The 23931-nt window shown below is 58.5% G+C and carries 21 protein-coding genes and 1 tRNA gene; 16 read left to right on the top strand and 6 right to left on the bottom strand.

The genetic code is table 11. From position 1 onward, the window contains the following. Position 1 precedes the first annotated feature (1 nt). The 8 genes from AADW23_RS14850 to AADW23_RS14815 all read left to right on the top strand — a co-directional run bounded on the left by AADW23_RS14850 (position 2) and on the right by AADW23_RS14815 (position 7779). The gene (locus AADW23_RS14850) at positions 2–2365 is read left to right on the top strand and encodes a DUF3772 domain-containing protein (protein ID WP_341861719.1); all 2364 of its coding nucleotides are present in this window, start codon (positions 2–4) and stop codon (positions 2363–2365) included. Continuing rightward, the gene (locus AADW23_RS14845) at positions 2362–3084 is read left to right on the top strand and encodes an alanyl-tRNA editing protein (protein WP_341861718.1); all 723 of its coding nucleotides are present in this window, start codon (positions 2362–2364) and stop codon (positions 3082–3084) included. The genes AADW23_RS14850 and AADW23_RS14845 overlap by 4 nt, the downstream gene beginning before the upstream one ends. Continuing rightward, entirely contained in the window at positions 3081–3461 is a 381-nt protein-coding gene (locus AADW23_RS14840) for a hypothetical protein (RefSeq protein ID WP_341861717.1), read from the top strand. The genes AADW23_RS14845 and AADW23_RS14840 overlap by 4 nt, the downstream gene beginning before the upstream one ends. Positions 3462–3541: 80 nt before the next feature. After that, positions 3542–3631 (top strand) — tRNA-Ser (locus tag AADW23_RS14835). 149 nt (positions 3632–3780) lie between these two features. Next, entirely contained in the window at positions 3781–4992 is a 1212-nt protein-coding gene (locus AADW23_RS14830; protein ID WP_341861716.1) for a tyrosine-type recombinase/integrase, read from the top strand. A 108-nt stretch (positions 4993–5100) separates the two neighbouring features. Then, positions 5101–5898, top strand: coding sequence for a hypothetical protein (locus AADW23_RS14825; RefSeq protein ID WP_341861715.1), 798 nt, complete (start codon positions 5101–5103; stop codon positions 5896–5898). A 96-nt stretch (positions 5899–5994) separates the two neighbouring features. Then, positions 5995–6204: a MerR family transcriptional regulator gene (locus AADW23_RS14820; RefSeq protein WP_341861714.1), complete on the top strand. Its 210-nt coding sequence runs from the start codon at positions 5995–5997 to the stop codon at positions 6202–6204. Between the two features lie 534 nt (positions 6205–6738). Further along, the gene (locus tag AADW23_RS14815) at positions 6739–7779 is read left to right on the top strand and encodes a tyrosine-type recombinase/integrase (protein ID WP_341861713.1); all 1041 of its coding nucleotides are present in this window, start codon (positions 6739–6741) and stop codon (positions 7777–7779) included. Positions 7780–8056: 277 nt separating this feature from the next. Here the strand turns inward: AADW23_RS14815 and AADW23_RS14810 are convergent, their stop codons facing one another. The 5 genes from AADW23_RS14810 to AADW23_RS14790 all read right to left on the bottom strand — a co-directional run bounded on the left by AADW23_RS14810 (position 8057) and on the right by AADW23_RS14790 (position 15319). Beyond that, a complete protein-coding gene (locus AADW23_RS14810; protein WP_341861712.1) occupies positions 8057–8974 on the bottom strand; it encodes a sulfotransferase in 918 nt (305 codons plus the stop codon). 552 nt (positions 8975–9526) lie between these two features. Beyond that, positions 9527–11257: a sulfate permease gene (gene sulP, locus AADW23_RS14805; RefSeq protein WP_341861711.1), complete on the bottom strand. Its 1731-nt coding sequence runs from the start codon at positions 11255–11257 to the stop codon at positions 9527–9529. Between the two features lie 124 nt (positions 11258–11381). Then, positions 11382–13061, bottom strand: coding sequence for a TIGR01244 family sulfur transferase (locus AADW23_RS14800; protein ID WP_341861710.1), 1680 nt, complete (start codon positions 13059–13061; stop codon positions 11382–11384). 116 nt (positions 13062–13177) lie between these two features. Beyond that, on the bottom strand, positions 13178–14059 hold the full coding sequence (locus AADW23_RS14795; RefSeq protein ID WP_341861709.1) for an MBL fold metallo-hydrolase: 882 nt from the start codon (positions 14057–14059) through the stop codon (positions 13178–13180). 612 nt (positions 14060–14671) lie between these two features. Further along, a complete protein-coding gene (locus AADW23_RS14790; protein ID WP_341861708.1) occupies positions 14672–15319 on the bottom strand; it encodes a GntR family transcriptional regulator in 648 nt (215 codons plus the stop codon). 83 nt (positions 15320–15402) lie between these two features. Between AADW23_RS14790 and AADW23_RS14785 the strand changes: the two genes are divergently transcribed. The 6 genes from AADW23_RS14785 (at position 15403) to AADW23_RS14760 (ending at position 20635) form a co-directional block, all read left to right on the top strand. Further along, complete coding sequence (locus tag AADW23_RS14785; protein ID WP_341861707.1) at positions 15403–15774, top strand: TIGR04076 family protein; 372 nt, start codon at positions 15403–15405, stop codon at positions 15772–15774. Continuing rightward, on the top strand, positions 15771–16844 hold the full coding sequence (locus tag AADW23_RS14780) for an aldo/keto reductase (protein ID WP_341861706.1): 1074 nt from the start codon (positions 15771–15773) through the stop codon (positions 16842–16844). Before AADW23_RS14785 ends, AADW23_RS14780 begins: the two co-directional genes overlap by 4 nt. Before the next feature lie 34 nt (positions 16845–16878). Beyond that, complete coding sequence (locus AADW23_RS14775; RefSeq protein WP_341861705.1) at positions 16879–17367, top strand: TRAP transporter small permease; 489 nt, start codon at positions 16879–16881, stop codon at positions 17365–17367. Beyond that, positions 17367–18656, top strand: a complete 1290-nt coding sequence (locus tag AADW23_RS14770; RefSeq protein WP_341861704.1) for a TRAP transporter large permease — start codon at positions 17367–17369, stop codon at positions 18654–18656. The genes AADW23_RS14775 and AADW23_RS14770 overlap by 1 nt, the downstream gene beginning before the upstream one ends. A gap of 43 nt (positions 18657–18699) precedes the next feature. Further along, positions 18700–19740 (top strand): TRAP transporter substrate-binding protein, encoded by a 1041-nt coding sequence (locus tag AADW23_RS14765; RefSeq protein WP_341861703.1) that lies wholly within the window; start codon positions 18700–18702, stop codon positions 19738–19740. 73 nt (positions 19741–19813) lie between these two features. Continuing rightward, complete coding sequence (locus AADW23_RS14760) at positions 19814–20635, top strand: alpha/beta hydrolase (RefSeq protein ID WP_341861702.1); 822 nt, start codon at positions 19814–19816, stop codon at positions 20633–20635. Positions 20636–20827: 192 nt separating this feature from the next. Here the strand turns inward: AADW23_RS14760 and AADW23_RS14755 are convergent, their stop codons facing one another. Beyond that, the gene (locus AADW23_RS14755; protein WP_341861701.1) at positions 20828–22462 is read right to left on the bottom strand and encodes an FAD/NAD(P)-binding protein; all 1635 of its coding nucleotides are present in this window, start codon (positions 22460–22462) and stop codon (positions 20828–20830) included. Between the two features lie 180 nt (positions 22463–22642). Here AADW23_RS14755 and AADW23_RS14750 point away from each other — a divergent pair, with 180 nt between their 5' ends. Both AADW23_RS14750 and AADW23_RS14745 read left to right on the top strand, forming a co-directional pair. Next, positions 22643–23188: a YaeQ family protein gene (locus tag AADW23_RS14750; protein WP_341861700.1), complete on the top strand. Its 546-nt coding sequence runs from the start codon at positions 22643–22645 to the stop codon at positions 23186–23188. Between the two features lie 116 nt (positions 23189–23304). Then, positions 23305–23907: a class I SAM-dependent methyltransferase gene (locus AADW23_RS14745; protein ID WP_341861699.1), complete on the top strand. Its 603-nt coding sequence runs from the start codon at positions 23305–23307 to the stop codon at positions 23905–23907. Positions 23908–23931 lie beyond the last annotated feature (24 nt).

The following is a 23931-nucleotide window of genomic DNA, read 5'->3' as shown; positions in this document are numbered from 1 at the left end:
CATGCGCGGCCTTCGCCTTTGGGTGGCGGTGCTTCTGGCACTGCTGCCGCTTGCCCTTTCGCCATTGCCTCAAGGGTATGGGGCGGCCTACGCGCAGACCGCGGCCGCCACCGAGGCCATTGATTATGAGGCATGGGAGACCTTCGCCACGGGTGCCGAGGCGATTATTTCCGGGTCGCGGGCGTCAACGTCGATGCTGGATACACGCCGCGCCGAGTTGGTGAACTGGCGCGCGCGGTTCTTGGCGGCGGACGCGCAAAACGACGTGCGCATCGCCACGATTCAAAGCCAGATCGAAGCTTTGGGGCCGGCCCCAACCGAGGGCGAGACCGAGCCCGAAACCATCGCCGCGCGCCGTGCGGCTCTGAACGAGGCTCTGCGCGAAGCTCAGGCGCCCGGGCTCCGGGCGAGCGAGGCATTCAACCGGGCCAATGGCCTGATCTCCGAGATCGACGCCATTGTGGTGGATCGGCAGACGCAAGAATTGCTGCGACTGGAGCCCACGCCCGCCAATCCGGTTAACTGGGCCACAGCGCTGAGTTCATTGGTCGATCTGGCCAATGACCAACACACCCAGACGGTCGCCCGCCTGAACAATGACGCTGTGCGCGCCAGCATCGCCGACGATGCGCCGCTGCTTTTGCTACTGGTGCTGGTGGGCGTCGTTCTGATCCTTCGGGCCCGGTCATTCGTGGCACGGATGGGCGACAGGTTCCTCGACGCGGACCGTCGCCGGGGCCGCGTGACCCTCGGCTTCCTCGTTTCCTTGGGCCAGCTTTTGCTGCCGGTTGCGGGCTTCTTGTTGTTGGCCATAGCGCTGGCGGTGTCGGGCTTGTTGACGGAAGAAGGCGCAGCCATCGCGGAATCCGCCTTCGTCCTGATCATCGCAATCTACGCGGCCCTTTGGTTGGGGGGGCGGTTGTTCCCCAACCACGAGGAACGCGCCGCCGCCTTCGATACGCAGATGCCGCTGCGCAAGAACGCGCGGCGCACGATCTTGTTTATTGGCGTTTTCATGGGCCTCGCCAACGTGACCGAGGTGATTGCCGCCCTCGACATCGTGCCGCCCGCGGCCCGTGGTGTGCTGGTCTTGCCGGTCTACGTGGGTCTTGCGTTGATGTATTGGCGCTTCGCTCGGCTCATGCATCGTATCCGCGAAGACCTGACCGAAAGCGACGTGTCTTCGTTCAACCTTGGGGTGATGAACATTCTGGCCCGCGCCCTGTCATTGGTGGCGATCGTCGGTCCGGTATTGGCGGCCATAGGCTACCTTAACGCGGCCGAGGCCCTGATGGTGCCGACGGCGACCACCTTGTTCATTCTGGGCGTGTTGTTGGTGTTGCAAGCCGTTGTGCGCGACCTCTACGCGGTCATTTTCCGCACCAACATAGAGGCCGCGTCCGAGGCACTACTGCCGGTGCTGGCGGACTTCATCCTGTTCCTGACCGCAGCCCCCCTTGTGGCCATGGCTTGGGGTGTGCGGGCCCAACGTCTGGGGGAGCTCTACGCCCGCGTGCTGGAAGGCTTCACCCTTGGCGACACGCGGATCACGCCGGGCGTCGTTCTGGCTGTGGTACTGGTCTTCGCGGCAGGGCTATTGGCCACGCGTCTGTTGCAAGGGGCGCTGAAATCCACGGTTCTGCCGCGCACCCATATGGATGTGGGCGCGCGCAATGCCGTGACCTCGGGGGTGGGCTACATCGGCATCGCGCTGGCGGGTCTGATCGCGGTCACCAGCGCGGGCATTGATCTGACAGCGTTGGGTTTCGTGGTTGGTGCCTTGTCGGTGGGCATTGGTTTTGGCCTGCAAAACGTGGTCTCCAACTTCGTATCCGGCATCATCTTGTTGATTGAACGCCCGATCAGCGAAGGCGATTGGATCGAGGTTGCGGGCAACATGGGGATCGTCAAGGACATCTCGGTCCGCTCCACCACGATCGAGACCTTCGACAAGACCGACGTGATCGTCCCCAACGCCGATTTCATCAGCGGCACGGTCACCAACTGGACCCGCGGCAATACCGTGGGCCGCGCCGTGGTGACCGTGGGCGTGGCCTACGGCAACGACACCCGCCGCGTGTCCGAGATCCTGCTGGAAATCGCGCGCAATAACCCCGACGTGGCCACCTTCCCGGAGCCGGGCGTCGATTTTTTGGGGTTCGGGGCCGACAGCCTCGATTTTCGGATGCGCTGCATTTTGCGCGACATTAACCAATTGGTCGCTGTGAAGACCGAAATCCATCACCAGATTAACGAACGCTTCAAAGAGGAAGGGATCGAAATTCCCTTCGCACAGCGCGACATCTGGCTGCGCAACCCCGAGGCGCTGACCCAAGCCATGCCCCCAAAGGACGCCCCTGAATGACGACCCAAACGCTGTTTCTTGACGACCCCTATCGTACCACGACCACGGCCCGTGTGATCGGCCAGACGGAAGAGGGCGGGGTGATCGTTGACCGCTCGATCTTCTATCCTCGGGGCGGCGGACAACCGGGCGACAGCGGCACGCTGGATTGGGAAGGCGGGCGCATCCCCATCGCCACTGCCGTGAAGGGTGACGGGGGGGCCATCGTGCTGATCCCGGCAGAGCCCGCCGCGCTGCCCCCGGTGGGCGCCGAGGTGGAGCAACGCCTTGATTGGGACCGCAGACTTGGCCACATGCGCATCCATACGGCGCTGCACCTGCTTTCCGTGGTAATCCCCATGCCTGTAACCGGCGGCGCAGTTGCGGCTGACAAGGGACGCCTGGATTTCCACATGCCCTACGCGCCCGAAGACAAGCAGGTGCTAGAGGGGCAATTGAACGCGCTGGTTACCCGCGATCTGCCCATTAGCGTTGACTGGATCACCGAGGCCGAGTTGGACGCCAACCCCGATCTGGTCAAAACCCTTTCCGTGCAACCGCCGCGCGGCGCCGGCAAAATCCGCCTCGTGCAAATCGGAGAGGGCAAAGACCGCGTAGACCTGCAACCCTGCGGCGGCACCCACGTGGCGCGCACCGCCGAGGTCGGCAAACTGAGCGTTGTGAAGATCGAGAACAAGGGCAAGCAGAACCGCCGTGTGACCATCGCGTTCGCCTCGTGAATTACTACCGCGTCCTCTACACCGTCACGGGCCTTTTCGCGCTGGTGCTATCCGCCTTGCTCCTGCTGGCCCCCCGGATCTACCTGTCGCTATACGTTCCAAACTATGATCCCGCGATGGCCTTTGCCGCGCAACGTCTTGCCCCCGCAGTCTCGGGACTGGGAGTACTGCTGCTGTTGGCCCGTGACTTGCCCGACGGCGCTTTTGCAGCGCGTTTTGCGGGATTGGCCGCTTTGGTATGGTTCGGCGTGGCGGGGACGGGCGTATTCCACTTCGCAACCGGCGTGGCAACGCCGATGATCCTGACCGCTGCCGTATCCGAGGCCACGTTGGGCGTGCTTTTCCTGATTGCGGCACGGGGGAAAAGCGCGCGCTAGGCTCTGCTGCGCTTTGGGGTGAAATTTCTCTGCAAAGCCTCTTGCAAACCTGGCACGATAGCCGCTAAACGCACCGTCACGGACAGGTGGCCGAGTGGTCGAAGGCGCACGCCTGGAAAGTGTGTAGGCGGGAGACCGTCTCCAGGGTTCGAATCCCTGTCTGTCCGCCACTATACCATTTTAGTGAGTTTGATTGGGTCGCCTTGGGCGGCCCTTTTGTGCTGTATCGTTGCGTCTTCTTACTGTCGGGCATTGCTTTGGGTTACTTTCGATCCTATCTAGTTTTGTATCTTGAGTGGTATGGAATGTGGTATTTTTGATGGCGCTGACGGGCAAGCTGACGAAGAAGCTGGTGGAGAACCTTGGACCGGGGCGGCACGGGGATGGCAGTGGCCTCTACCTCGTCGTTGACCCGTCCGGCGCGCGACGCTGGATCGTCCGGGTGACAGTGAAGGGTCAGAAGAACGCCAAAGGAGCACCCTTGCGAACAGACTTCGGTTTGGGCGGCGCGGATGTGGTCACGATCAATCAAGCGCGCGACCGGGCGTTGGAATATCGGCGAATGGCTAAGCAAGGCCTGAACCCTCGCTTCAATGCCACGCGGGATATTCCCACCTTTGAGGAAATTGCGCAGCAAGTGCATATCGACCGGATGCCGACGTGGAAGAATCAGAAGCACGGCCAACAATGGATCAACACCCTGCGCGACTACGCCTTCCCCAAAATTGGGCGGATGCCGATTGATAGCATTGGCCAGCCTGAGGTGCTGATGTGCCTGTCGCCAATCTGGACCGACAAACACGAAACAGCGCGGCGCTTGGCGCAACGGATCAAGACTGTGTTGGACGTGGCGCGCTCTAAAGGCTTCCGAGAAGGCGAGAACCCGATTACGGCGATCAAGGACGCGGGCGTGTTGCCCAAAGTGAAGGCCAAGGCCAAGCACCATAAAGCGATGCGCTGGCAAGACGTGCCGGAGTTCTACGCCGCATTGCAGGGGCGCAGCGCGATGGCCGCAAAGGCGTTGAAGTTCACTTGCCTAACCGGGTCGCGGACAGGCGAGGTCTTGGGGATGCGTTGGGAAGAGATCGACTTGCCCGCGCGTTTGTGGACGTGTCCGGCGGTGCGCATGAAGACAGGAGAGGATCACCGCGTGCCACTTACAGATGCGATGATGGAAATTCTCGAGCCGCTGATGGCGCTGCAATCGGAAGTCGTGTTTGAGGGTCAAAAGCGGCACAAGTCGTTGTCGAACATGTCGATGCTGATGCTCCTGCGCCGGATGGGAGTTGAAGGTGTCACGGTTCACGGTTTCCGTTCGACGTTTCGCGATTGGGCAGGCGAGGTGGCCAATGTGCCCCGCGAAGTGGCCGAGTTGAGCTTGGCGCACAAGGTTGGGTCGGATGTTGAACGCGCTTACGCGCGGAGTGATTTGCTGGACCGGCGGCGAGCGTTGATGGATCGCTGGTCCAGCTACGTGACCCGCCAACCCAGTGATGTGGTTCGGCTTGCAGGGGCTGGCGGCTCTAAATGAAAGAGCGAAAGCCCCCAATGCCTCAACCTTTTGAGAGGCGGCAATCATTGAAAGAAATTTGAGCCAATGCATTGAAAGAGCGAAAGGTGATTCCCAAATGACCTTTTGATGGATGAAAATAGTACGACCGAACGTTTATGGGACATCGCACGGCGCTTTGGGGTTCATGAGCCGATCGGACTTGTTGGCACGTCATTGCCGCCGTTCGACATCTCTCAACCCAATTTTCATCTCTCGAAAGCGGACTTTTCGGCTGAGCTTCAAGCGGTTGAAAAGGCTCTCAAGGATACCGAGTCTCTCGCATTGTTTTTGGCCGCACCATACCGTGAGACCGATACCTTAAAGGCTGTGGCAACGCCTGTTTCTGAGGTGATCAACGATCAGGCGTGCAAGTCAGCGCAGGCGATTGTTCCAAAATCTCCGATTGATCTTATCCAGAAAAACGCTGGTGACACGGATCTATGCTTCGCAACCGCCATACTTCTGCTTGACACACGCAGCGGCTTAATTTCGCGATTTCAGCAACTTAAAGATCAAGAACGCACCTATTGGAATCTAAAAGGACGCGCACCAAACCACTACGCACGGGCGATAGCCCTACGGTTTGCGCGGCTCGTTGCCAAACACACCGGCAAGCGACCAACTGTTGGGGTGTCGCGCGAAGGAAATTTCCCTTCCACGGACTTCGGCAGGGCTTTGGAAGAGATATTTGAGCTGCTCGACATCAAAGCGGTATTTCGTCGGCATGCGCAGTGGGCAGTTGCAGAACTAACGGATGACGATTTCCGAGTTGAACCTGTGAACGTCTTTCGGGACTTGATGAATTTCTCTGTTGATCAAGTTGACCCGCGCCGAGATGCGCTTGCTGCAATTTTTGGCACGGACGCAAAAGGCGACGAAGAATAGCTCTTTGGTTGCGTTAAATACTGGCTTTCCCTCATACTTCCCAAGTAGACCCATCATCTCCAAGACGGACCTCGTATCAAAATACGGAGTCCAAAAATGGCAAACCTATTCGAGCAAAACCGTAACTATACTCCCGGGGATCCTGAAATTGAGATCATCGGAAATCGTGAAAAACTCGCCCAGTGGCGGCACAAGGGCATGGGGCCAGCATTCTATCGCCTTGGTCGCAAGATCATCTATCGCGGCGCTGATCTCAATGCATGGGCGGAAGCCAATCGCGTGGACCCTGCGCGGGGGGCGGAATGATGGGGCGGCGGTATTCAACGCGTGGTCTCGCTAAGGACCGCACCTACACTCTCAAGATGGCTGCCCGCACGATTGGTGCGTCCGAGGCCACATTGCGAAAATACGGGAGACAGGGTTTGCGGGTAATCCGTGACTTTCGCCCGTATCTGGTGCGCGGCGCGGACTTGATTGAGTTCCTGCAAGAGCGTGAAGCGGCGAACCGCAATGACATGGCTGCTGGGCAATTCTTTTGCATGACTTGCAAAGCCCCGCGCGACGCCGTCTTAACCTCCATTTCCTTCACTGTATACTCTCCCCTGACGGGTCGTTTGAGCGGCTTGTGCGGTACATGTGGCGGCAAGGTCGGGAGGTTTTGTAAGGCGTCAGATGCGACGCCAGACAGGTCCAACGCTTCGGGACCGCTCCAAGGATAGGTCGCAAGCCTAATCTGACCCAACACCTTCCACTGAAACGTTCACTTAGCGGCCCTAAGAATTAGGCCGGTTTGTGCAAGGCCAATTGCCTTGTTTCCCTCAATCCCAAAGGATCTCCCTCATGAAGAAGATCGACCCAAAAAACGAACGCCTCAAGCTCGACTATCAAGACTATCTGCGCCACGCGGATGGGCTAGATCATAAGACCATCGACAAGGTGATGACGGCAATTCGACAGTTCGAGATTAGTACCAACTGCAAGCCGTTTCTGCACTTCAACAAAGAACAGGCGATGGCGTTCAAAGATTGGCTGGACACTGCCCGCAACGCGCGCACGGGCAAGCCTCTGTCAGTCGCGACCATCGGTTCCACGCTGCGTATGGTGCGGGAGTTCTTTCGGTGGGTCGCGGGGCAAAAAGGCTACAAATCTGCGATTGGCCGCAACGATTGGGTTTACTTCAAACAGGCGCGAAAGGATGCCCGTGCGGCCCAAGCCTCCACGCCCCGTCCAGTACCAAGCGTGGAGCAGGTGCAGCGGGCGTTTGAAGGGATGGCATGCGCCACAAGTATCCAGAAACGAGACCGCGCGCTCTTAGCCGTTCTCGCCCTTACTGGCGCGCGGATCGGCGCGGTAGCGTCTTTGCGCCTTAAGCACGTCGATTTGGAGCGGCGGCATGTGTTTCAAGACGCGCGGGAGGTGAACACCAAAGCCGCAAAGACAATGAACACCACGTTCTTTCCAATGGGCGATGAGTATATCGCTGCCTTGGCCGACTACATCACGCATATGACCCAGGATTTGATGTTTGGACCGGAAGATGCGCTGTTTCCCAAAGTCGAGATGGTTGTCGGTCCCAACGGTTTCCAAGTCGCAGGACTATCGCGCCACCCTTTCGCCAGCACCGGGCCATTGATTGAGATCGTCAAAGGCGCCTTCGTCGCTGTCCAACTGCCTGCCTACACGCCCCATAGCTTCCGCCACATGCTGGCGCTTCATGGCGATAAGCTCTGCTCGACCCGTGAGCAGTTCAAGGCATGGTCGCAAAACTTGGGTCACACCAACCCGATGACAACGGTATCAAGTTACATGCCCGTGTCCGCAGATAGCCAACGGACAATTATCTTGGGGCTTGATGACGAGGGTCTTGGCAATTCGCATTAATACCGCGCTAGCCTTTGCCTATTCCGCTCGCCAACGAGTGGGCTAGCGCGCGCAACTATACCGGGCGCGGGGCGGCCATTCGCTTTAATTTCTCGGGCTGTAGGGCAAACTGGAGAAAGCAGCCGTTAATTTGGGAATCGACCTCATGAATACTGCGACCACTCCAACGGCGGCAGAGAGCCCATAGTTTCCGACGCTAAACATAAGCGGACAACAAAGAGGAAAGACTTTTATTCGACCCCCGCAGGCGGCAGGATATCGAACCCCTTCAATTTATTCACTTGCGCTTAAGTTGTTCTCGAAATGGCATTCGCTTGCGCAAGACACTTGCATACCACTTTAGCTTTTCAAGCAGCGTTGGGCTCTGAGGTTGCAGATCATAGCGATCCAACGCTGCGATTTCGACCGTAAACCGCTCGACAAGCGCTACATCTTCCGCACTTAGCAAAAATTTCGTGCTGACAACTCCCGACGCTTGAATAGGTTGGCGAAGGCTTTCGGGAGTGTAAAAATGCTCGCCTCCAACGCCTGCACCAGCGAGGACAATGTTCTCGATATTCAGCATATCCGACTGATAAGTGAGTCCGGTATGGTCGCAGACACGGCGGATTTCTCGCTCAGGGTTGTTGACAAAATCTTCGTAATACACGAGCAAAATCTTGTCACTCTTCTCGGCTGCGATCAGGCTAGGCCTATAGTACTCATTGATTATCTGTACGCTAGCGGCAATTGACCTGGTGAAGCGCGGGGGTTTTTCCCCTTTGGAGAGGAACTTCTCTCGCACTGTTCTCATCGAGTTTACGATATCGCGTGGGTCGCGTACCATTATGATATGTCGAGCGTCCGGGAAAATTTTCTCTAATTCCGGAACGACAGTAGCATTCCTTGGAGTCTTCTCACAGAAGAATGATTTCCCAGATTTCGTTAGCCGCTCTTCAAACATCGTGCAGATGAAAGTTCGGACGGCCTTGTCCAATGTTTCTTCGTCAACAAGTGCATTGATCCTGCCAGACTGGATGCTGCGCAACATTCCATTGCGTAGCCCGACGATTGACGGAATGAAATCGAATTCGGGACCAGCGAATACATCATCGTGTGTGCTCAGCACCCTCTGCATCAGTGTGGTACCTGATCGTGGAGCGCCACCGACGAAGATCAGACCACGACCGTTTTTCAAACTGTGCTCAATTGCCAAATCGCCTCTCTCAGTGATACGAATTACAAAAATATTTAACGCGTGGTTCTAGCTTTGCCAAGCGCAATTCCTGTCTCGCTCTGCTAACCTTCATCCCTCCAAAATGTTGCGCGGGATGCGCGAACGGCTAGTTTCGTGAAGCTGCACTGCGGCCAAGGCTTCAGTGGTGAACGGCAGAAGTGAGTCGAAAGTGACGAACGACGCGAGGCCCCAGAAGTGCCGAATTTGACGAACACTTCCATGAAGTGAGTTGTGCATTTGATAGCGTGATGTGGTATGTAATGTGGTAGCTTGATGGATGGTCGAGATAATTATCGCTAGTAAACAGCATGCTGGCGGTTATTATTGGCGGACTGTCTGTCCGCCACCATACCATTTTCGTCGGTTTGATGGGGTCGCCTTGGGCGGCCCTTTTGTTATGGGTTACCGCGAGAATGCATATTCGCGATCGTCACCGCGACGAGGACGCCCAAGGCGAGGGGTTACAAGAGACGCATTTTGAAAAGACCCACAACTGGCCAATCTCTATCGCATTGATGGACGCGGCCATACCTATCCGCGGATTGCAGCAACCTCAGGCGTAAGGGCCGCAATGGCGTCGTATTGGGACAGGAACACCGTCCCATTCAGGTCGTCGATCAAGTGAGAGGCCCGCAGGCGATCCATGACCGGACCCTTCACTTCAGACAGATGAAAGCCCACCCCCATCTCCTTGAGCCTCAGATTGATGGCCTCAAGGCTTTCCAACGCTGAATAATCGACCTCGTTCACGGCCGAGAACATCAGGACGACGTGGCAAATATCGCTCCCCTCGGTGACCCGTGACTGGATCAAATCCTGTAGGAAACGCGCATTGATGAAATAGAGACTTTCATCCACGCGCAGCGACAACAGACTGGGGTCGGTGGCGACATCATGGCGATTGATGTTGCGAAAATGCTCGCTCCCGGGAACGAGGCCCACTTCGGCCACGTGGGGGCGCGATGTCTTGTAGAGGTGAAGCAGGATTGAAATGACCACGCCGCTGGCGACTCCGATCTCGACCCCCATCCCGAGGGTAAGAACGATGGTGGAAAGGACAGCCAGAAAATCATCGCGGCTGTAACCCCATGTTTTCTTCAGGATCGAAAGATCGACAAGGCTGAGGACGGCAACAATGATCGTCGCGGCCAGCGTGGCTTTGGGCAGGAAATACACCAACGGCGTCAGGAACAGGGCGGCAATGGCGAGGCCAATCGCGGTGTAGATGCCCGCCGCCGGTGTCTCGGATCCCGCGTCGAAGTTTACCACAGATCGTGAAAAGCCGCCCGTGACGGGAAAGCCCCCGGTGAAAGCCGCGCCAAGGTTTGCGGCGCCCAGGCCGATGAGTTCCTGATTGGGATCAATTGTCTGACGCTTCTTGGCGGCAAGGGTCTGCGCCACGGATATGCTTTCGACAAAGCCGATGATCGAGATCAGAATGGCCGGAACCAGAAGCGCCCCGATCAGATCTGGTGACACACCGGGCAGTGTCAGCGGCGGCAGGCTTTGGGGGACCTCGCCCACAATCTTGACGCCCCGATCCACAAGGTCGAACCCCCAGACAACCAAGGTCGTGGCGACAACCGCGGCGACTGGCCCCGCTTTGGCCAGAATATCGGCCAGTAGCGGCGGCAGCCCCAATCTGTTGAGCAGAGGTTTCAGGTTGTTGCGGACCCAGAAGAGGAACGCGGTTGCGCCCGCTCCGATAAGGACCGTCGCCCAGTTTATCTGCCCAAGGTTTCCGATTATCGAGGACAGCATTTGCGGCAAGGTATGCCCGTGTCCGTCCACCCCCAGGATGTGTCTCAGCTGGCTGGTTGCAATCAAGATACCCGAGGCCGTGATGAAACCCGCGATCACAGGATGGCTCAGGAAATTCGCAAGAAACCCGAGCCGGAACACCCCCAGAAGAACCAGAAACCCGCCCGACAAAAAGGCAAGTGTCAGGGCCGCAACGGCATAGCCAGCCGTGCCTGCTTCAGCCACTTGCCCGATCGCGGATGCGGTAAGCAGTGACACCACGGCGACGGGGCCGACGGCCAAGGCGCGACTTGTGCCGAAGATTGCATACAGCACAATCGGCGCAATCGAGGCATAGATACCCGCCTCCGGTGGCAGGCCCGCAAGCAGCGCGTAGGCCAATGATTGCGGGATCAGCATGATCGTCACGATCACGGCGGAGATCATGTCATTGGACAGGGCGCGTCGATCATAGCGGCTGCCCCAGTCTAGGATTGGAAGATAGCGGCGGAGAGAGTTCATCGCGGGTGATCCAGAAATGGCAGTGCTTCACGCATGCTGCCTTGGGTTGGGAGAACGGCGCATTCAGCCTAGCTGGCTTGGTGGGAACAGCCAGCCCGGCTGCTGTATCAATCATGACTAACGGCTAATCAGCCGACACCTTGATGTCTTCTGGCTTGGCCATCCATTCTTTGCCCCTCAGCATGGCCTTCCAATAGATCGGCGGAAGCAGCTTTTCCTTAAGGAACCAGGCCGCCCGGCTTGGTTTTGTGCCATCAATGATGAATTTCGGGAAACTCGGCTTGAGTGCACCGCCATAACCGAATTCCGCCAGCACGATTTTGCCGCGCTCTACCGTTAGCGGGCAGGAGCCGTATCCGTCATATTGCGCCACCGGTGAGCGCCCTTGAATGTCGGCGACGATATTTTCCGCGACGGTCGGCGCTTGCTTGCGGGCGGCGGCCATCGTCTTGGCATTCGGGGCGTTCATGACGTCACCAAGGGACCAGATGTTATCGAAAGTCTTGTGCCGCAACGTCGCCTGATCGACGTCCACCCATCCGGCGGCGTCTGCCAGCGGCGACACCCGAATGAAATCTGGTGCAACCTGCGGCGGGCAAACATGCATCATGTCGAAATCGACGGTCACAACCGTCGGATCAGTATCGGGCTTTGTGACTTTGAATGTCGCCTTCCTGGCCTCGCCATCAACGGACGTGAGCGTGTGGTGGAAATTAAGGGTCGCATCATACTTGTCGATGTAGTTCATCAACGCAGGCACGTATTCCTTGACGCCGAACAGAACTCCGCCAGCGTTCATGAACTGAATATCAATGTCTTTGAGCACGCCGCGCCGGTGCCACGCGTCCCCTGACAAATACAGGGCCTTTTGCGGAGCGCCTGCGCATTTGATCGGCATCGGCGGCTGAGTAAACAAGGCGCGGCCTTCGTTCATTTCCTGAACAAGCTGCCAAGTGTAGGGCGCAAGGTCATAGCGGTAGTTCGACGTCACCCCGTTGCGGCCCAAGGTCTGCTCCAACCCTTCCACAGCCCCCCAGTCAAGTTTGAGACCGGGCGCGACGACAAGGCGCTGATAGGTGACGACGGCACAGCCATCGAGGATGACGGCGTTGTTGCGCGGTTCAAATGCGGCAACAGCGGATTTGATCCACTTCACCCCGCGCGGAATCAGAGAGCCCATCGTCTTTGCAGTCTCACGCGCGTCAAACACGCCGGCGCCGACCATTGTCCAACCGGGCTGGTAGTAATGGACATCCGACGGGTCAATGACCGCGATAGACAGATCCGATTGGCGGGCAAGCAAACTAGCCGCCGTCGCAATGCCGCCAGCTCCACCACCGACGATCACGACGTCGTATCTGGCATCCCCCGTTTGCGTGGGTGTCTTGCCGCCATTGGCAATGCGGCGTGCGACGCCGTTCATGTCGTACCCGGCCGCGCACGTAGCCGCGAGAATTTCGGGCAACGGACGCTTTTGCGCTTCGTGCAAGGACCACAGCGTGGCCGAGCGTGTGCCGGATCGGCAATATCCCAGGACGGGTCGCGGCAGGTCCTTCAGAGCCGAGCCAAAACGCGCGACATCTGTGTCGGTGACCATTCCCGCCTCGATTGGCACGTAAGCAGCAAGCAATCCGTGCTGTTTCGCGGCGGCTTCTATCTCTTCAAAACTTGGCTGATCGGCACCTTCGCCGTCCGGCCGGTTGCAGATGATCGCGCGAAAACCAGCCGTCTTGATCTCGGCCATGTTCTCGACAGAGATCTGCGCAGAGACAGAGACCTTCTCGGTGATTTTTTTGATTTCCATCGTCGTTCCCTTTTCGCGCTCAGCAAACCTTCACCCGGCGGCGTCAGGCGGCGGCACCAAAACGGGTGCCTTACTGAGACGGAGTTTCATTTTCGGTGATTGAAACAAACGTCGCCCTAAAGCTGGTTGATCGGCACTTTAAGCATCGGGTTGCCATCTTTGTCGGTCGGCACCTCTCCTGCGCGCATATTCACTTGCAAGGATGGGATGATCAGCCTGGGCATCGCTAATTGGGCATCGCGTTCGGTGCGGAACCTGACGAAGTCTTCCTTGGTCTTGCCGCCACCAACATGAATGTTGTTGGCCTTTTCGTCGGCAACGGTTGTCTCCCACGCGATATCGCGCCCGCCCGGCCCGTAGTCGTGACACATGAACAGCCGCATGTCGTCGGGCAGGCTGAGAACTTTCATGATTGAATCGTAAAGCACGCCGGCGTCTCCACCGGGGAAATCAGCCCGTGCAGATCCACCATCCGGCATGAACAAGGTATCCCCCACAAAGCTTGCGTTGCCTACAACGTGTACCATGCACGCGGGGGTGTGGCCGGGCGTAAACATTGCAAAGGCTTGCATGTTTCCGATCGCGTAAGTGTCGCCATCCTTGAACAAAGCATCAAATTGCGAGCCATCACGCTGAAATTCCGTGCCTTCGTTGAAAACCTTTCCGAAGGTCTCCTGCACAACCATGATGCCCTCGCCGACACCGATTTTACCGCCCAGTTCTTGTTGGATGTAGGGGGCCGCGCTCAGGTGATCTGCATGGACGTGGGTCTCGATGATCCATTCCAGCTTCAGACCGCGTTCTTTGATCCTGGCAATCATCTGATCCGCGCTGACATGGGTGATCCGTCCAGCGGCATAGTCCAGATCCATAACGCTATCTATGATCGCACAGGCGTCGGACGTAGGGTCTTTGACCACGTAGCTGATTGTGTTGGTCGGCTCGTCAAAGAAAGCTTCGACCTCTGGATGAATGTCCATGTTTACCGGATAGTCCATTGTTTCCTCCTGACATCTATTGATGCGACTTGGCCGCCGGGGCGTCGTTCTGGCTAACTTGAATGTGAGATATTACGTCGCCCGCCGCAGTTCAGTGACATAGTCACCTAAGCGTCTGGAATAGAATTGGCGGGTCGTGCCACGTCGGTCATCGTCGCAGAATCTGACCTGATTAAATGGGCTCCGTGCCACGGCGATATTTGGTCAAGAACGCTTCCTGACTGCTTTGGGCCGTGTGGGGTTACCCTTGGGCATTGCGATTACAGAAAACGATTTGCCGGTTCCACAAAGGTCCAGTTCGTAATCGTCTCGGTTCTACCTATGCAGGGAACGGAAAGGGGAGGGGGCCGCAATGCAGCATAGGACGGGCATGGCCAAGGGCAGGAATGGCTGCAAGCCGTAGATCGTGCCGAGAGAGCAGCGCCGTTATCTTGTTCGAAAAACGTCACAACGGCCCCGCCTTGTTCTGGAAAGCGTGGGTTGTGGAACTTGGAAACCTTAGTTGAACACCAAAAGCGGTCTGGATCCGCGTCGACTGTCAGGGCCTTGGGGCACTAGGCGGCGGTGGTTGTCGCTGGAGGCTCGGCCTTGCCACTGGGCCTTGCGGTCACCTTATGGGATCAGGACATGGAAAGAGCGCGTGATGTCGGCAACCAGGGCCGCTTGGGCCTTTTCCTTGTCACCGGTTCGCAGCGCCGACAGAATTTCATCATGGTGCACATGTTCCGAGATCATGCTCGCCGTGGGTCGATTGATAATCAGGTTCAAATAGGCGCCATACTGAAGCCACAGTGCCTCGATCATCGGTAGCAAGACTTCGGATTTGCTACAGCGGTAGAGCGTCTGGTGAAAAGCGTGATTGGTCACCAGATCGGGCAGGGTGTCCGGCCCCGTCTTGGGGCGCTTCAAAATGGCTTCCAGCGCGTCGATTTCAGCGGGTGTAATGCGGTCCATTGCCTGATCAAGAACCAGGCTTTCCAGCGCGAGACGCGCCGATTTCAAATCGGCGGCGCGGCGGGCATCGAAGGGCGGAACCATCAACGTGCGCGATGGCGTGTCGACCAAGGCCCCCTCTGCCACGAGGCGACGGACGGCCTCTCGGACCGGTGTCATGGAGACCCCCAATTGATCAGCCAGATTGCGCAGGCTCAGCACATCCCCCGGTGCAAAGTCGCCTCTTGTGAAGGCATCTCTCAGGGAGAAGTACACATTTTCACGCAGTTTTAGCGGATCGAGGCGGGCAATTGTTGGTGTGCTCATGACATTCTTGACAGGTCCAGACTGTATCGTTGATAAAATATCACACATCACAGCGGAATCGGTCAAGCACGAAAGGCTACCCAATGGAAGAAGGCGGCGAACGCGGTTTTTGGCTTTACGATCTGAGGGTTGAGACCGTTCTGGACGGCCGCGCGCCGGTTTGTCGACACGTGGAGGGGGAGTCCTTCCGGGTTGTGGGCGAGAACCTTGTTTTCGATGGGCCGTCCAAGATTTCCATGTTCGCCCTTGCGTCGGTGCTTCCGCTTCTGCCCGCGAAACAGCGGGAGACTGACGCAGATGACTGGATGACCACTGACGCAGAAGTTGCGTGCCCTGACCCCCATTGCGGCGGGCGGCTGCGCATCGTTCGCGAAGATCGCCGCTGGTATTCGCACGCGGCCACGACCGGGCTGCCAGAACAGCGCGGGACACCTTATTGGAAGGACGAAGCATGACCGTAGAAACCGCTGATCTGCGACCGGGCCACCGCATCTCGCGCGTTATAAAAGGGGGCTGGCAGTTGGCGGGCGACCATGGCGAGGTGCGCCGTGAGGATGCCATTGCCGATATGGAGGCGTTTCTCGACGCCGGGATCACCACCTTCGATTGCGCGGACATCTATAAAGGCGTCGAAGAAATGATCGGGCATTTCATTGCCGACGTGCGCCGCCGTCGCGGGGCAGAGGTGGCGGACCGCGTGATGGTTCACACGAAGCTGGTTCCTGACCTTGGCCGCCTAGCCGACATTCGACCCGACGAAGTTGAGGCGATTGTGGATCGTTCACTCCAGCGCCTACAGATTGAGCAAATTCCGCTGGTGCAATTCTTCTGGTGGGACATGAGCGTCGGCAATGCGGTTGAAGCGCTCGATGTTCTGAAAGAGTGTCAGCGCAAGGGCAAGATTGCCAACCTCGGCACGACGAACTGGGATTGGCCGGTGATGGATCGGTTCATTGATGCTGATTTCGATGTGGTCTCCGCGCAGGTGCAATATTCCATTCTCGATCGACGCCCTGCGGGGGCCTTCTCGGAATGGGGGGCGCAGCGCGATGTGCAGATCTTGTGCTACGGCACCTTGGCGGGCGGGTTTCTGACCGATGCCTGGCTCGGCAAGCCCGATCCCGGTTTCGAGTTCGAAAACCGAAGCCTCATCAAGTACCGTCTGATTATCGACGAATTCGGCCCTTGGGAGCTGTTCCAAACCTTGCTGGCAACGTTGAAGGCCGTGGGGGACAAACATGGGGTGTCGCTCGCCGCCGTGTCGTCGCGCTGGGTGCTGGATCAACCACAGGTCGCCGCCGCCATCGTCGGAGCGCGCTATGCGCGGCATCTGCCCAAAACGCTGGAGATCTTCGACTTCGCCCTCGACGACGCGGACCGCGCGGCGATCAATGCGGTTTTGGATCAGGCCGCCGGGCCCAATGGCCCCGTCTATGGGCTGGAAGGCGATCGGGGCGGGCGACACGGGAAGATCATGAAGTACAACCTAAACACCAACCCTGCTGACAAGGTTTTCGCTGAATGACTATTGGCCTTGGCGCTACCGAAGGGGGGGCGTGATGCTCTACGCGATTGCGCAGAAACTGCTGTTCCCGCTCATGCTGCTTACCTCTGCGTGCATCGTCATCTTGATGGGGGTGTCGTTCTCGGATGTGATCCTTCGCAGCCTGAATAGCCCCATTCCGGGGGCTTACGAGATCACGGAGATCGCCGTTGGCGCGATGGTCTTTGCGGCCCTTCCCTTGGTGACATTGCGGCAAGAGCATGTGCGCGTGACATTGTTCGGGAAACTGGCGGATCAACATAACTGGCTTAGGCTCATTTTCACGATTGTCAGCCGGGGTGTCGGCGTCCTCGTCTTCGCTTTCTTCGCGTGGCATTTGTTCCGCTTGGGCAACCAGATGAATGCCAATGGGGCGCGGGCTATTTTTGCGGGGTTCCCCCTGGCGCCCTTTGCCTGGTTCGCATCGGCCATGTGCGCCGTGTCGGCGGTGGCCACGTTGTTCAGTCGCCAAGACGCGGCACCCGATGGGATTGGGGAACTCTGATGACCATCATGCTTTGCGCGCTGGCGCTGCTTTTCCTGCTGCTGTTTCTTGAGGTGCCGATTGCGTTGGCGATGCTGGCCATTGGCGTCGGAGGCTTTGCCTGGATCGTTGACTGGGGCCCGGCCGGGTATATGGCGGCCGATACCGCTTACCGGACCGTTCACAACTTCAACATGTCTGTGATCCCGCTGTTCATGTTGATGGGCAACTTGATCAGCAGGGCCGAGATCTCACGGGAACTCTTCGATCTTGCGTACAAATTTGTTGGCCACCGGCGCGGCGGGTTGGCAATTTCCACAGTTCTTGCGGGGGGCATGTTTGCGGCGGTTTGTGGATCGAGCCTAGCCTCATCGGCCACGATGGGGCGCGTCGCTTACCCGTCGATGAAACGCTACAACTACGATGACTCTCTGGCCGCCGGATCTATCGCGGCCGCGGGAACATTGGGGATCATGATCCCGCCCAGTGTTGTGCTGATCGTCTACGGCATCTTGACCCAGACCGATATTGCCTTGCTGTTCATCGCAGGCATCATTCCGGGTCTTCTTGGTGCGGTGCTATATGTTGGCGCGGTGGTTTTCGCCACCACGCTCAACCCCGCTGCCGGACCAGCGGGTGAGCGTAGCAGTTGGACCGAGCGGCTTTTGGCGTTGCGATCGGTTGGCTCCGTGGTCTTGCTGTTTGGTTTGGTGATCGGCGGCATTTACGGCAACTTGTTCACCCCGACCGAGGCCGCCGGGGTAGGGGCCGTGGGGGCCCTTGCGATTGCAACGCTCCGGCGCAAGCTTACATTCAGCACATTCCTGGCCACCCTCGGCCAGACGGCCATCATGAGCGCATCAATCTTCTTCGTTCTCGTGGGGGCTCAGGTCTTCGGCAACTTCATCAATGTCGCGGGCTTCACCGCAGAGCTGAACGCCTTTGTCACCGGATTGGAGCTTCCAGCGTGGGCGATGATGTTGGTCATTGTCGCGATGTACCTGATCCTTGGATGCGTGTTGGAGAGCATGTCGATGCTCCTGCTGACAATTCCGATCACATTCCCCCTTATCTTGCACCTCGGCTACGATCCGGTCTGGTTCGGCATCGTTGTCGTCACCCTTGTCGAGGTGGCGCTGATTACGCCGCCGGTGGGGATGAACATCTACGTGCTGCAAGGTGTTCTGCCCAAGGTGCCGCTGCGCAAGATGTTCGCCGGGGTCACTTACTTCGTCATCGCCGATGCAATCCGCATTCTCTTGCTCACCCTCATTCCTGCGCTGGCCTTGTGGCTGCCGGGACTGATGTGACGTTTCACCCATAATAAAACCAACTCAACAAGGAGAAGAACCAATGAAAAGAAGAACATTTACCGCTGCCCTGTCGGGCCTTGCGTTGCTGGCCAGCGGGACCGCTGCCTTTGCCGAGGACGTGGTCTTGCGATTCTCGAACTGGCTGCCGCCCACGCATCCGATCGTCACGGACATGATCGAACCTTGGGCCGCAGATGTGGCGGAGGCGACCGAGGGTCGTGTGACGCTTCAGATCTTGCCCGCACTCGGCGCGCCGGGGGCGCATTTCGACTTGGTTCGCAATGGCGTCGCCGACATCGCCTTTGCCGTCCACGGCTATACGCCCGAGCGTTTCAAGCTGACGGAGATGGTCGAGTTGCCCTTCACCGCCGAGAACGCGCAGGTGAACTCGATCGCGAACTGGCGCACCTATCAAGAGTATTTCATGGGCGCGGATGAGCATGAAGGGACGCATCTTCTGGGCCTTTGGGTGCCGGGGTCTTACCAGCTGTTCACCCGCTCCGGCGTGGAAGAGATCGGCGACCTCGACGGTCTGCGCATTCGGGTCCCCGGCGCCATCGTGGAGCAAATCGCGACGGAGCTTGGCCTTGTGTCGATCTCTTCGCCGTTGACGGAAGCCTACGACCAGATCTCTCGCGGGATTATTGACGGCATGTTCCAGACCTACGGCACGGTGATGGACTTTAACATGACCGAGCACATGCCTGTCGTGTTCACGGTCCCCGGCGGTTTCGCGGCCTCCAGCCAGTTCATGGTGGTGGACGAGGACGCTTGGAACCGCATCAGCGCCGAGGATCAAGCCGCAATTGATGCGCTGTCTGGCGAGGCCATGGTCAGCCGTTTCGCCGCGGTTTGGCAGGAGCACAATGCGACATCTTCCGAAGCCCTGATTGAAGGCGGTCTGACCCGTCACGAACTGGAAGGCGAAGACTTGGCCCGCATGGAGGAACTTCTGGCACCGATCCAGAGCCAATGGGTTGAAGCCGCAAGTGAGCGCGGTGTGGACGCCGAGGCCGCTTGGGGCTTCTATCAGGAACAGTTGGACGCCGTAGCAGAAGAGCTTGGTGTGTCGCGCAACTGAATATTCATGGCAGGGCTCCCGCGGCCCTGCCATAGATTTAATATACGAGAATTCAAAAACCGGAGCCGTGACCGTGTTTCATAAAATAGAAGATTGGGATCGCGCCTATTCCAATTCATCCCACATCCACCGCAGCGACCGGTGGCCGGACGCTTGGGTTCAACCTGCCGCTGACTTTCGCGATGCAATGGATGCCCAAGGCCGCGCTGCCCTTGATCAGCCTTACGGGGACGGCGCCCGTCAGCGGTACGATCTGTTCATGCCTGAAGGGACGCCGCGGGGGCTGTTTGTTTTCGTTCATGGTGGCTACTGGCATTCGCTCGACCGCAGCTATTGGTCTCATCTCGCGGCGGGTGCGGTGGCCAACGGACATGCTGTCGCTGTCCCCGGCTATACGCTTTGCCCCGAGGCGAGCATCACCCAAATCGGGCAGGAGATAGCCAAGGCGATTGACACTGCGGCCGCCCGCATTTCCGGGCCTATCGTGCTTTCGGGACATTCCGCCGGCGGCCATCTGGTCGCGCGTGTTGCGGCGCAGGGCTCTGCGCTATCGGAAGCTTCGCGCGCGCGGCTTTCGATGGTTATGCCGATCTCCGGTCTCTTCGATCTGCGTCCCTTCTTGCGTCTCGAAATGAATGAAAGTCTGCGACTGGACCTGGGCGAGGCAGAGCGCGAAAGCCCTGCGCTGTTAACGCCGCCCGAGGGCCTGCGTGTGCTGTGCTGGGTCGGCGGGAGCGAGCGGAGCGAATTTCTGCGCCAGAACCAACTTCTCGCCAACATTTGGACCGGCCTTGGGGCCGAGGTGGCAGTCTGGGAAGAGCCGGACAAACATCACTTCGATATTTGCGATGCCTTGGCGGACCCCAGTCACAAGATCCACCAACTCTATCTCTGAGCAACCCACGCGCGGGTAAATAGTATTGAAACGGTGCCTTGCGTTGCGCCAAGGCGGCCAAGAGGGCCCAATGCGCTTGCCACACCCCCACCCCTGAGAGCCGGCACATCAGACCGGCTGTCACTGGCGATGAACGATACGACCTCGGGCGGGCCGGTCACGACAGCGGTTGAATGCGCCCGCCGATGCGGTTCAGGTCGATCGGTCGATGACGCCCGCGGCCCATCTATGGGTCGACGCGCCGAAGCAGTCGTGCAGAGAATCCGTGGCGATCACACTGCCCAGAGACAGCCGGCCAAGCAGGGACAGGCCGTTTTGCACAGTCCCATTCCGGTCAACAAGCGATCCGTCAGGCCGCGTTTGTGCGCCAAATCCTTCGGCGACAGCCGTGATTGACCCTTCGTCCATTGCGCGCTTGAAGAGGGGGGCAGTGATGTTCTCCAAACTCGGGTTGGGGAGCACCGCGTCAATCATGACGGGGGCCAGCAACGCCGCATCTTCTTCAACCAGCCGCCAGCCGTCCGGCTCCATCAGGATATCGGGATCTTCGACTGCTTGTAAGCTGACCAACCCGTCGTCGATCAGCGTCAAAAGTTGTTCGGAAGCCGTAACGGGCGGGCCGTAGCTGTACCGTTTCAAAGCCCCGTCGAACCCGACAATTGCAATTGCGGTGTCGGGCGCCACAACGGCGCCGTTGACGCCGCTGCGCAGGTCGTTCTGCATTTTGCGCCAGATTTGCCCAATCACATACCCGATGGATGGGGCGATGCGCTGATGCGCCATATCAATCGTGACGCGCAGGGTGGCGATTGTGTCTTGAATGTCCTGCGCGCCTGGGTCGTCGCGCTCCGTGGCGAGCCATTGCTCCACTGCGGGCCGCGACTGTGCTGCGTCGCATTCAGCAAGGATGCGCATAGCAGGGGGGACCAAGGCCGCGCAGATCGTTTTCAAGGCGTCGTCAGGGTCTTGACCCACGGCCTGTGTCAGGGCGGCTTTGAACGCTTCGATCTCTCCACGGGTCGGATCGAACAGCCTGTCGATCTCTGCTGTTGCGGGCTTTGGCGCGGGGGGAAGTCCATCGCGAGAGAACGGCAGGATCTTGCGCGGTTCGCGGCCCGATCGCGTGTAGGCGCCCCTCTCAAATCGCCCGCCGAGCCCAATGGTCAACAGCCGCAAAACGTCATGGGTCGACAGCCCCAATCCGCGGATCGCGACGGTTTTGTCCTGCCAGTCATGGGCCGCCGCTAACAGTTTTGCGCCGGGGTAGGCGTGGAGTAGATCAAGTTTGTGATCCTGAGCGTGGTCCGTCCATTCCTTCATCTGCGGATCCAGCTTGGTCGCGGGCTGTCCGGGAGACAAGAGAACCTCGTCGTAGGGGCCGTAGTGCTGGTCTTTTGTCGTGACGTGCCAGCCATCATCCCGGCTCAGGGCACGGGCCTTGGCCTTGATATGGGTGACATTGAACACATCGCGGGCCGTGTCACGAAGCGCTGCGAAGCGGGCTTCAAGATAGGCACCCAGATCTGCACGGGGCGGGAAATCGTCGCCGCCGTAATCGGTGGCGGACCATTCGGCGAAGGGCGCGATATGGTCGGACATGCAGGCAGGCGGATCAATGTCGAGGATACGCACGGGGATGTTGAGAATGCACAAAGAATCTTCTTCGGGATGAAAGTTTGGTCCGGCGCCCAAAACATCGAGGGTGTCGAAAATGTCGATCTTGAAGCGGATGTTGCGCTTCATGGCCTCAATCGCCAAAGCCTCCAGAGCGCCGAGGCCCCGGGGACCGAAGCCAATGACGGCGAGTGTGCGGGTAGGTGTTTTCACGGGGCGCCCTCGTACAGCTTTCACTCGATAACGCGCGAAGGCTGAAAATGATCCTTGGGCGCGGAAGTTTATTCCATGACCCGCCATGTCGCCGCGTGTTGGCCCGCGCACGCCGTATCCGCTTTCCAATGACTTTCGGACAGGGTAGGCCATGCGATCTTTGGATATGCGGGACAAATCATGGCGCAAAATGCCACCATTCATAAAATCGAGCTGACGGTCTCTGACATGGATCGCCACTATTATGAGACCCACAAGCTCACCGTGGCCAAACACCCCTCCGAGACCGATGAACGGCTGATGGTGCGCCTTCTCGCCTTCGCGCTGAATGCCCATGAACACTTGGAGATGACCAAGGGATTATCGACGGACGATGAACCCGACATCTGGCAAAAGAGCCTGAGCGGAGAGATCGACGTCTGGGTAGCGCTGGGGTTGCCAAGCGAGAAGGTCATGCGCCAGTCCTGCGGCAAAGCGGCGAAAGTGATCGTTTACCCCTATGGCGGAAGGGTTGCCGAGATGTGGTGGGACAAGGTCCGCAACAGCACCACCCGTTTCGACAACCTGCACGTTGTCAGTTTTTCGGAGGCCGACACGGGCGCCTTGGCGAAACTGGCCAGCCGCGCAATGAAGCTTCAGGTGAACATACAAGATGGCGACGTTATGGTCAGTGTCGACGAAAGCGTCGTTTACGTCACACCCAACACGTTGAAAGGCGCGCCTTAGCGGTCAGCGCCCCTTGGCGCCGCTGTGCTTGGCTCCGTACGGGGAATGCAGAGAGTGCACGACAGGCCGAAGCGTATTAGAAACGGCGCCGTGCACGAACAGATGATGAGAGAAAATTGAAGCAGCCAGCAAAAGAGCTCCGCATTGATTTTGTCGAAGGTCCGGTCGCCCATCGTCTCCGGTTCGGGGGCGGGCGTGGTCAGGATTTACCCAAAGCGATGGGGCTGCGAGGCGGCAAGACGCCCAAGATCATCGACGCGACGGCTGGTCTGGGGCGCGACGCGTTCCTGTTGGCGTCCTTGGGCGCGCAGGTCACTCTGATCGAGCGGTCGGAAAAGATGCATCTGCTGCTTGCCGAGGGCATGGATCGAGCCGCAAGAGCCGGTGGTCAGATGCGGGAAATTATCGACCGCATGACTCTATTGAAAGGTGATGCGTTGGATCTGATACCCGAGTTGTACGGCGAAGCTATCTTGATTGATCCAATGCACCCCGAACGGAAGAATTCTGCCCTGGTCAAACAAGAACTACGCCAAGTCCGCGAGATCGTGGGAACCGATGATGATGCCGCTGATCTTGTGCGATTGGCGATCAGACATGCACGAAAGCGCGTGGTGCTGAAATGGCCTGCCAAGGCTGATCCGCTTGCGGGCGTTCCCAAGTGCAGTCACCAGATTATCGGCAAGACAACTCGTTTTGATGTCTTCATGACGGGTTGAGCGTCCTTGGAGCCACGATGCAAC

The organism is Gymnodinialimonas sp. 57CJ19, assembly GCF_038396845.1.
Taxonomy (GTDB): Bacteria; Pseudomonadota; Alphaproteobacteria; order Rhodobacterales; family Rhodobacteraceae; genus Gymnodinialimonas.
This window is presented reverse-complemented; position numbering and strand designations above follow the sequence as displayed.

Bases quoted from the DNA above. Each gene is read 5' to 3' on its own strand.
- AADW23_RS14830 (WP_341861716.1), top strand. From the start codon at position 3,781: ATGGCGCTGACGGGCAAGCTGACGAAGAAGCTGGTGGAGAACCTTGGA.
- AADW23_RS14775 (WP_341861705.1), top strand. From the start codon at position 16,879: ATGCTCTACGCGATTGCGCAGAAACTGCTGTTCCCGCTCATGCTGCTT.
- AADW23_RS14770 (WP_341861704.1), top strand. From the start codon at position 17,367: ATGACCATCATGCTTTGCGCGCTGGCGCTGCTTTTCCTGCTGCTGTTT.
- sulP (WP_341861711.1), bottom strand. From the start codon at position 11,257: ATGAACTCTCTCCGCCGCTATCTTCCAATCCTAGACTGGGGCAGCCGC.
- AADW23_RS14820 (WP_341861714.1), top strand. From the start codon at position 5,995: ATGGCAAACCTATTCGAGCAAAACCGTAACTATACTCCCGGGGATCCT.
- AADW23_RS14750 (WP_341861700.1), top strand. From the start codon at position 22,643: ATGGCGCAAAATGCCACCATTCATAAAATCGAGCTGACGGTCTCTGAC.
- AADW23_RS14845 (WP_341861718.1), top strand. From the start codon at position 2,362: ATGACGACCCAAACGCTGTTTCTTGACGACCCCTATCGTACCACGACC.
- AADW23_RS14785 (WP_341861707.1), top strand. From the start codon at position 15,403: ATGGAAGAAGGCGGCGAACGCGGTTTTTGGCTTTACGATCTGAGGGTT.
- AADW23_RS14780 (WP_341861706.1), top strand. From the start codon at position 15,771: ATGACCGTAGAAACCGCTGATCTGCGACCGGGCCACCGCATCTCGCGC.
- AADW23_RS14825 (WP_341861715.1), top strand. From the start codon at position 5,101: ATGGATGAAAATAGTACGACCGAACGTTTATGGGACATCGCACGGCGC.
- AADW23_RS14800 (WP_341861710.1), bottom strand. From the start codon at position 13,061: ATGGAAATCAAAAAAATCACCGAGAAGGTCTCTGTCTCTGCGCAGATC.
- AADW23_RS14815 (WP_341861713.1), top strand. From the start codon at position 6,739: ATGAAGAAGATCGACCCAAAAAACGAACGCCTCAAGCTCGACTATCAA.
- AADW23_RS14795 (WP_341861709.1), bottom strand. From the start codon at position 14,059: ATGGACTATCCGGTAAACATGGACATTCATCCAGAGGTCGAAGCTTTC.
- AADW23_RS14790 (WP_341861708.1), bottom strand. From the start codon at position 15,319: ATGAGCACACCAACAATTGCCCGCCTCGATCCGCTAAAACTGCGTGAA.
- AADW23_RS14765 (WP_341861703.1), top strand. From the start codon at position 18,700: ATGAAAAGAAGAACATTTACCGCTGCCCTGTCGGGCCTTGCGTTGCTG.
- AADW23_RS14850 (WP_341861719.1), top strand. From the start codon at position 2: ATGCGCGGCCTTCGCCTTTGGGTGGCGGTGCTTCTGGCACTGCTGCCG.